This window comes from Tardiphaga sp. (genome assembly GCF_028290785.1).
GTDB lineage: Bacteria > Pseudomonadota > Alphaproteobacteria > Rhizobiales > Xanthobacteraceae > Tardiphaga.
The window spans coordinates 1-7,816 of sequence record NZ_JAQGJD010000071.1; the positions used below are offsets into that span (position 1 = coordinate 1).

Annotated in this window: 7 protein-coding genes and 1 pseudogene; 4 read left to right on the forward strand and 4 right to left on the reverse strand. The window is 63.1% G+C overall.

Features of this window, described 5'->3' with window-relative positions; all coding sequences use genetic code 11:
• The 3 genes and pseudogenes from JWR89_RS04055 to JWR89_RS04065 all read right to left on the reverse strand — a co-directional run.
• A pseudogene (locus JWR89_RS04055) lies at positions 1-517 on the reverse strand (ammonia channel protein); the annotation flags it as partial.
• Positions 518-554: 37 nt separating this feature from the next.
• Positions 555-893, reverse strand: coding sequence for a P-II family nitrogen regulator (locus tag JWR89_RS04060; protein WP_068730208.1), 339 nt, complete (start codon positions 891-893; stop codon positions 555-557).
• A gap of 443 nt (positions 894-1,336) precedes the next feature.
• Positions 1,337-1,675: a P-II family nitrogen regulator gene (locus JWR89_RS04065; protein WP_299712076.1), complete on the reverse strand. Its 339-nt coding sequence runs from the start codon at positions 1,673-1,675 to the stop codon at positions 1,337-1,339.
• A 304-nt stretch (positions 1,676-1,979) separates the two neighbouring features.
• On the opposite strand from JWR89_RS04065, the gene JWR89_RS04070 reads away from it, so the two are divergent.
• Genes JWR89_RS04070 through JWR89_RS04080 form a run of 3 tightly spaced genes read left to right on the forward strand, consistent with a single transcriptional unit; the run spans position 1,980 to position 5,827 of the window.
• Positions 1,980-2,705 carry a gluconate 2-dehydrogenase subunit 3 family protein gene (locus JWR89_RS04070; protein WP_299712078.1) on the forward strand — a complete coding sequence of 242 codons (726 nt, stop codon included), beginning with the start codon at positions 1,980-1,982 and terminating at the stop codon, positions 2,703-2,705.
• A 54-nt stretch (positions 2,706-2,759) separates the two neighbouring features.
• Entirely contained in the window at positions 2,760-4,526 is a 1,767-nt protein-coding gene (locus JWR89_RS04075; RefSeq protein WP_299712079.1) for a GMC family oxidoreductase, read from the forward strand.
• Between the two features lie 11 nt (positions 4,527-4,537).
• The gene (locus tag JWR89_RS04080) at positions 4,538-5,827 is read left to right on the forward strand and encodes a cytochrome c (RefSeq protein ID WP_299712081.1); all 1,290 of its coding nucleotides are present in this window, start codon (positions 4,538-4,540) and stop codon (positions 5,825-5,827) included.
• Between the two features lie 60 nt (positions 5,828-5,887).
• Here the strand turns inward: JWR89_RS04080 and tesB are convergent, their stop codons facing one another.
• A complete protein-coding gene (tesB, locus tag JWR89_RS04085; RefSeq protein WP_299712083.1) occupies positions 5,888-6,760 on the reverse strand; it encodes an acyl-CoA thioesterase II in 873 nt (290 codons plus the stop codon).
• Between the two features lie 130 nt (positions 6,761-6,890).
• On the opposite strand from tesB, the gene JWR89_RS04090 reads away from it, so the two are divergent.
• On the forward strand, positions 6,891-7,816 hold a 926-nt coding region (locus tag JWR89_RS04090), incomplete at its 3' end, for an FAD-dependent monooxygenase (protein WP_299712084.1).

Here is a 7,816-nt window from a genome sequence, read left to right on the forward strand (position 1 = left end):
GGAAGTAGATCAGCGTCACCCAGAGCGGGATAAACAGGGCGATCGCCGCGAACTTGGTGCGTTCGGCGAAGGCGCCGACGATCAGGCCCGGGGTGATGGCGGCGAAGGTCATCTGGAAGCAGAAGTAAACCAGCTCCGAGATGTTGGCGTCCGCGGTGAACGAAGCTGCCATCGAGTCAGGCGTGACGCCGGCGAGGAACGCCTTCGAAAAGCCGCCGATGTAGGCCGAACCGCCGGTGAAGGTGATGCTGTAGCCGTACAGGGCCCAGATGATCATCACGATGCAGGCCGTGTAGAGAACCTGCATCAGCACCGAGAGCATGTTCTTGGAGCGGACCAGACCGCCGTAGAACAGCGCGAGGCCGGGGACGGTCATCAACAGCACCAGCACTGTCGATGTCATCATCCAGGCGTTGTCGCCTTTGTTGACCGTCGGATCGGCATAGGCCGCCGTTGCGGCGAACAGGCCGACGGCGAGTGCCGCCAATCCCGCGCCAGAGGGACGCTTAAACGTCATGTGTTCGACTCCTGATTGAATGTGGGTGAGCGCGGGATCAGAGGGCTGCGGCATCGGCCTCGCCGGTGCGGATGCGGACCGCATGGTCGAGGTTGATGACGAAGATCTTGCCGTCGCCGATCTGGCCGGTCTTGGCCGCGGTGGTGATGGCTTCGATGGTTTTGTCGACCTGGTCCGAGGCGACAGCCACCTCGATCTTGATCTTGGGTAGGAAGCTCACCGCATATTCTGCGCCGCGATAAATTTCCGTGTGGCCCTTCTGCCGGCCATAGCCTTTGACTTCCGTCACCGTCAAACCATGAACGCCAATGGCGGTCAGGGCATCACGGACTTCCTCAAGCTTGAATGGCTTGATGATCGCCATAACAATTTTCATGGGTCCTATCCCCGCTTGGGCCCGGCCGAAAAATGCGGTCGGGCGATCTCGACTGAGGGTCACCACGCGGAGAAGTTCACTACGCGGGCACAGCCAGCCCTGGTAGAATCAAATGCCGTGCCAGATCGGTGGAATTCTCTAACGGGTTATGAATCCCCAGCTTTTCGGTTTTTTGCTGCAGGGCACCCAAGTGCGCTATTCGGTCGCGCCCAAACACTAGTCAATACTGCTCAAAACAAAAGCATGACAGGCTATCGACATATTCGTGCTTATGAGGCAGGCAGGCAAAAGGTATCCCGGTGCGCAAAACGATAGCGCACGCGGCTAAATTGCGCAATCTGGAGGCCTTCCAACCAAAACGCGAGAATCGCGCCGGCACAACTGACGACGGATAAAAGTACCGGCGCCAGCGTTAGTACGACCGGGGCGAAGACCCGGCTCGCCTACAGCGCGTCGCTGTCGGTCTCGCCGGTGCGGATCCGGACCGCATGGTCGATCGGGGTCACGAAGATCTTGCCGTCGCCGATCTGGCCGGTGCGGGCGCCGGATGAAATGACCTCGACCGCCTTGTCAACGAGGTCGGACGACACCGCGATTTCGAGCCGCAGCTTGGGCAGGAAGTTCACCACATATTCGGCGCCGCGATACATCTCGGTATGGCCCTTCTGTCGGCCATAGCCCTTCACCTCGGTGACGGTCATGCCATGCACGCCGATGGCGGTCAGGGCTTCGCGGACTTCATCGAGCTTGAACGGCTTGATAATCGCAACAACGAGCTTCATGGACAGCCTTCGGGTTGGTGGATTTTGCGGATCAGACGGAAGAACTTATGCCACTCTTAGCGGCATCAGGCGCAATAAATAAGCGGAATGTCAGATCTCGCACCCAATATTCTGCATCGACGTGCCAGCCGCAGTAAGCGGTGGCGTAACGCTGCGATCGATGCACCCGAAGCGCGCACAGACGTTTGCGAACGCTGATCCGCCATGCGCTTAGAATCAATCGACATCGGCGAGCCGGCAAACTAGGTTGCCGCGTCCGCCGCATCAGGCCGGGACCAAAAGCAAATCATCACCAAGGACTATCATGGCTGTTCCAAACGGCGCGTCGCGTCGTGCGTTTCTTATGGGCTCGGTTTTCGCGCTGCCGGTGGCAGCGATCGGCATGCGCTTCCTCGGCGCCGCGGAGGCCGCGCGACTGGCGGCGCCTGCGATCGAAAGCTACCAGCCGGTGTTCTTCGCCAACGACGAGTGGCGTTTCATCCTTGCCGCCTGCGACAGGCTGATTCCGGCAGACGATGTCGGGCCGGGCGCGCTCGAAGCCAACGTCCCGGTCTTCATCGATCAGGAATTGAATGGCTCCTACGGCAAGGCCGACAATTGGTACATGCAGGGGCCGTTCGATCCTAACGCGCCCGCGCTGATGGGCTACCAGCTGCCCTATACCCCGCAGGAATTGTACCGCCGCGGGATTCGCGCGGTCGATGCCTACGCCCGGCAGACCTACCAGAAGCCCTTCACGGATCTCGATGCAAAAACCCGAGACGACGTGCTGACCAAGCTGCAGCGCAATCAGATCGACTTTGCGGCGTTTGAAGAACCGGTCCTGAAGGCATCGGCATTCTTCGGCTTCCTGCTGACCAACACCCAGGAAGGCTATCTGTCCGACCCGATGTATGGCGGTAACCGCGGCATGGAAGCCTGGAAGATGATTGGTTTCCCTGGCGCCCGGGCGAGCTTCCTGGAGTGGATCGGGCAGCACAATGTCAAGTATCCGCTTGGCCCCGTCAGCGTTCTTGGCGAACGCGCCTGATTTCCATTCCCGTGGCCGATCCGCACCGGACGGCGCCGACCTTTGAGATGATCTATGACTATTGTGAATGATGCGGTGGACGCGGTGATCGTCGGACTCGGCTGGACCGGGTCGATCATGAGCATCGAACTCGCCAAAGCCGGCCTCAAGGTGCGCGCCCTGGAGAGCGGTCCGGAGCGGACCAACGCCGAGCACGTCTATCCGAAGCCGGCCGACCAGCTGGGCTATTCGGTTCGCCAGAAAGTGTTTGCCAAGGCCAGTAAGGCGGCGCTGACCGTGCGCCATGATCGCAGCCAGACGGCGCTGCCGACGCGGCGCTGGGGCGCGTTCAAGCCGGGCGATGGCGTCGGCGGCGCGGGCGTGCACTGGACGGCGGTACTGATCCGGCCGACGCCGACCGATCTGAAATTGAAGACCTTCGCCGATCAGGCCTATAAGCCCGGCCAGTTGCAGGACGACCTGCAGATCCAGGATTTCCCCGTCAGCTATGACGAGCTCGAGCCGCATTTCGATTTTTTCGAAAAGGTCTGTGGCGCGTCGGGCGCCACCGGAAACCTGCGTGGTCAGATCCAGCCAGGCGGTGACCCGTTCGAGGGGCCGCGTTCAAATCCGTATCCGATGCCACCGCTGCAGGACACGCTGAACACCACGATGTTCGCGGGCGTGGCGAAGAAGATGGGCTACCACCCGTTTCCCAACCCCTCCGCTGCGGTGTCCGGCCCCTGGACCAATCCCTATGGCGTGCAGCTTGCGCCATGTAATTACTGTGGATTTTGCAGCGACTATTTCTGCCTGAACTACTCCAAGGCGTCGCCGCAAACGACCATCCTCGATGCCGTCAAGCGAATGCCCAACTTCTCCTACCGCACCGACTCCCACGTCATTCGCGTGGATCTGCACGATGACCGCAAGACCGCCAAGGGCGTGACCTACATCGATGACAAAGGGCAGGAGGTTTTCCAGCCCGCCAACATCGTCATCCTGGCCAGCTTCCAGTTCAACAATGTCCGCCTGATGCTGCAGTCGGGTATCGGTGCGCCCTACGATCCCGCGACGGGCGAGGGTGTTGTCGGCCGCAACTACGCATTCCTCAGCAATGGCAACGCCACGCTGTTCTTCAAGGACAAGAATTTCAACCCCTTCGTCTCCGCCGGCCCGACCGGCCAGATGATCAACGACTTCTCGCCGGGCACCTTCGACGCCGCGCCGTTCGGTTTTATCGGCGGCGCCAAGCTGCATTCCTCGCAGGCCGGCGGTGCGCCGATCGGCATGTCGTTGCCGGCAGGGACGCCGAGCTGGGGTGCCGGCTGGAAGAAGGGGATCAAGGACTGGTACGGCCATTCCATGAAGATCAGCATCACCACGACCTGCATGTCGTATCGCGACAACTATCTCGACCTCGATCCCACCTACAAGGACCCCTACGGCCAGCCGTTGCTGCGCATGACGTTCGACTGGAAACAGAACGAGCTGAAGCTGCAGCAGTTCTTGCGCGACAAGGTTCTGGCCATCGTCAAGGAGCTTGGCCCCGACAGCTACACGGAAAGTTTCCTGAAGCCCGACGCGCACTGGGACACCACTTCCTACATCTCCACGCACAATGTCGGAGGCGCTGTCATGGGCGACACGCCGAAAGATTCTGCGATCAACAAATACCTGCAGAGCTGGGACGTGCACAACGTGTTCGTCCCTGGCGGCAATGCCTTCCCGCAGAATTTCCAGGCTAACCCAACCGACATGCTCGGCGCCCTCAGCTACTATTCGGTCAAGGCGATCACGGAGCAATATATCAAGAAGCCCGGTCCGTTGGTGGCCGCGTGAAAGTCACCGTGATGAAATATACTTCCTTCGCTGCGGGCGCGGTGCTCGCCGCTTCCGTGTTCTACGCCTTGCCGGCACATGCCCAGCAGCCAGATGCCGATACAGCCCAGATCGCCAAGGGCGCCTATCTCGCGCGCGCGGGCGATTGCGTGGCTTGCCACACGGCTCCTGGCGGCAAGCCCTTTGCGGGTGGCCTGGTGATCGACAGCGACGTCGGGCGGATCGTCTCGACCAACATCACGCCGGACCGCAACCATGGTATCGGCGCCTATACCGAGGCGCAGTTCTCCGCAGCACTGCGCGACGGCATTCGCAGCGACGGCGCCCATCTTTATCCGGCCATGCCGTACTCATCGTACAGCAACGTCACGGACGAAGATGTTCACGCGCTGTACGCCTACTTCATGAAAGGCGTCGCGCCGGCGGCTGACGTACCTGCCAAAACCGTCCTGCATTTTCCGTTCAGCCAGCGCTGGGGCATGGTGCTGTGGAACGCGGCGTTCGCCGACACCAGGCGCTTCCAGCCGGATCCCAAGGCCTCGGCCGAGTTCAACCGCGGGGCCTACCTGGTCGAAGGCCTGGGGCATTGTGGCAGTTGCCACACGCCCCGCGGCATCGCCATGCAGGAAAACGGATCCGACGCGTCGAGCGCGTCGTTCCTGACCGGCGGCGAGCTCAACGGATGGCCGGTGCCCTCGCTACGGGGCAGCACGGCGGCCAGCAAGGGTTTTGTGACATGGAGCGAAGCCGAGATCGTCGATTATCTTGGCACCGGACGCAACGCCCATGCCGCTGTCGGTGGCGAGATGAAGCCCGCCGTCGAGCACAGCCTGTCCTATCTGACCGACCCGGACCTGCGGGCGATCGCCATCTATCTGAAAGGCATCGCCGCCAGGACCGCATCGACCACCGCTACAGCCGGCAAGACCGCAGCGACGACGGCGAAACTTTCCGCCGCGCGCGATCTGACGCCGGGCGAGCGGCTCTATCTGGACAACTGCAATGCCTGCCATTTCGTCGGCGGCCAGGGCGCAGCACGAGTGTTTCCGTCGCTCGACGGCGCGTCGATCGTCAATGCCGAAAGCCCGACCGGTTTGATCCGTACCATTCTTGGCGGGGCGGCCACGCCATCGACGTCGCGCAGCCCGTCGATTTTGCCGATGCCGGGCTTCGCCTATCGGCTGTCAGATCAGGAAGTCGCGGATCTCGCCTCGTTTGTGCGGAGTGGTTGGACCAACCAGGCGACGGCAGTCACGGCCAGCCAGGTCGGTACCATACGGGCGACGCTCGGGGCGCATTAGTCCCCGGTCAACCGGCGCGGCCGAAGGGCGGTTTTCGCCCCCGGCGGCGGTTGACCACTGTTATGTCACCGGCTTTTCGCGGCGCTCGCGCATCGAGCCTTCCTGCGCCACCGAAGCCACCAGCGTGCCATCGGGCTTGAAGATCAGCCCGCGTGCAAGGCCGCGGCCGCCCTGCGCGCTCGGCGAATCCTGGCTGTACAGCAGCCATTCGTCGGCGCGGAACGGGCGGTGAAACCACATCGCGTGGTCGAGGCTGGCCGCCATCACCCGGCCGTCGAACAGCGTACGGCCGTAGCGCGCCATCACCGAATCCAGTAGCGAGAAGTCGGAGGCATAGGCCAGCGCGCACATGTGCAGCGCCGGATCGTCCGGCAGCTTGGCGGCGGTGCGGATCCAGATGTTGATCCGGCCGTCGGGAATCGCGGTGCCGAAATAACGCTGGAATTCGACCGGCCGCAGCTCGATCGGCCGATCGGATTCGTAATAGCGCCGGATGAAGTCGGGCATCACGATGGTGGGGTGCTTGGCCAGCTCTTCCGCGGTCAGTTTCTCCGGCGGCGGCACGTCGGGCATGCGGTCCTGATGGTTGAACGAATCCGCCTCCTCGGCATGAAACGACACCATCATCGAGAAGATCGCCTGGCCGTGCTGGATCGCGGTGACCCTGCGGGTCGAGTAGCTCTTGCCGTCGCGCAGCCGCTCGACCTCATAGATGATCGGGATCTGCGGATCGCCCGGCAGGATGAAATAGCAGTGCAGCGAATGCGGAAAGCGGCCCTCGACGGTGCGGCACGACGCCACCATGGCCTGGCCGATCACCTGGCCGCCGAACACCCGCTGCCATCTAGTCTTCGGGCTGCGACCGCGAAACATGTTCACCTCGATGGTCTCGAGGTCGAGAATGTCGAGCAGGTCGATCAGGCTCTTGGACATCGGAGGTCTTTCGGTGCGCGGTGGTCGCCATCGGGCCGGATTGACCGGGATCGAGGTCTCGGTTCGGCCTTGTTTCGCGTTCCTGTTTCGCCCAGCTATAAGCGCGTGGCAACAGCGGGTAAGAGACATCATGGCGGCACGACGAGGTATTGTCATCGGCGGCGGAGCGTTCGCCGGGCTGGCGCTGGCGCTGGCCCTGCGCCAGGGTCTGGGCCCTGACCTGCCGATCATCGTCGCCGATCCCGCGCTGGGAGTGCGGCCGAGCCGCGACCAGCGCGCCACCGCCATTGTTGCCGCCTGCCGGCGGCTGTTCGATGCCATCGGCGTCTGGGATTCGGTGGCCGCGCAGGCGCAGCCGATCCTCGACATGGTTGTGACCGACTCGAAACTGGAAGACGCCACCCGGCCGGTGTTCCTGACCTTTGCCGGCAACATCGAGCCCGGAGAGCCGTTCGCGCATATGGTCGAGAACCGGCTGCTGATCGACGAGCTGGTCAAGCGCGCCGAGGCCGAGGGGATCGACCTGCGCGCCACCGCGGTCACCACCTTCGCGTCGCGGCCCGACGGGATCAGCGTCACGCTGGGCGACGGCGATGTCATCGAGGCCGGCCTGCTGGTCGCAGCCGACGGCGCGCGCTCGAAGCTGCGCGAGCGCGCGGGCATCAATACCCACGGCTGGGACTACGACCAGTCCGGCATCGTCGTCACCGTCGGCCACGAGCGCGACCATCAGGGCCGTGCCGAAGAACACTTTCTGCCCGCCGGCCCGTTCGCGATCCTGCCCCTCACGGGCCAGCGTTCATCGCTGGTATGGACCGAGAAACGCGCCGAGGCCGCGCGCATCGTGGCCTTGCCGGAGGACGAATTCCACGCCGAACTGGAGCAGCGCTTCGGCCTGCACCTCGGCGAGGTGAAGCCGCTCGACCGGCCGCGGGCGTTTCCGCTCGGCTATTTCGTGGCGCGCTCCTTCATCGGCGAGCGTCTCGCGCTGATCGGCGACGCCGCCCATGTGATTCACCCGATCGCCGGCCAGGGCCTCAACATGGGCCTGAAGGA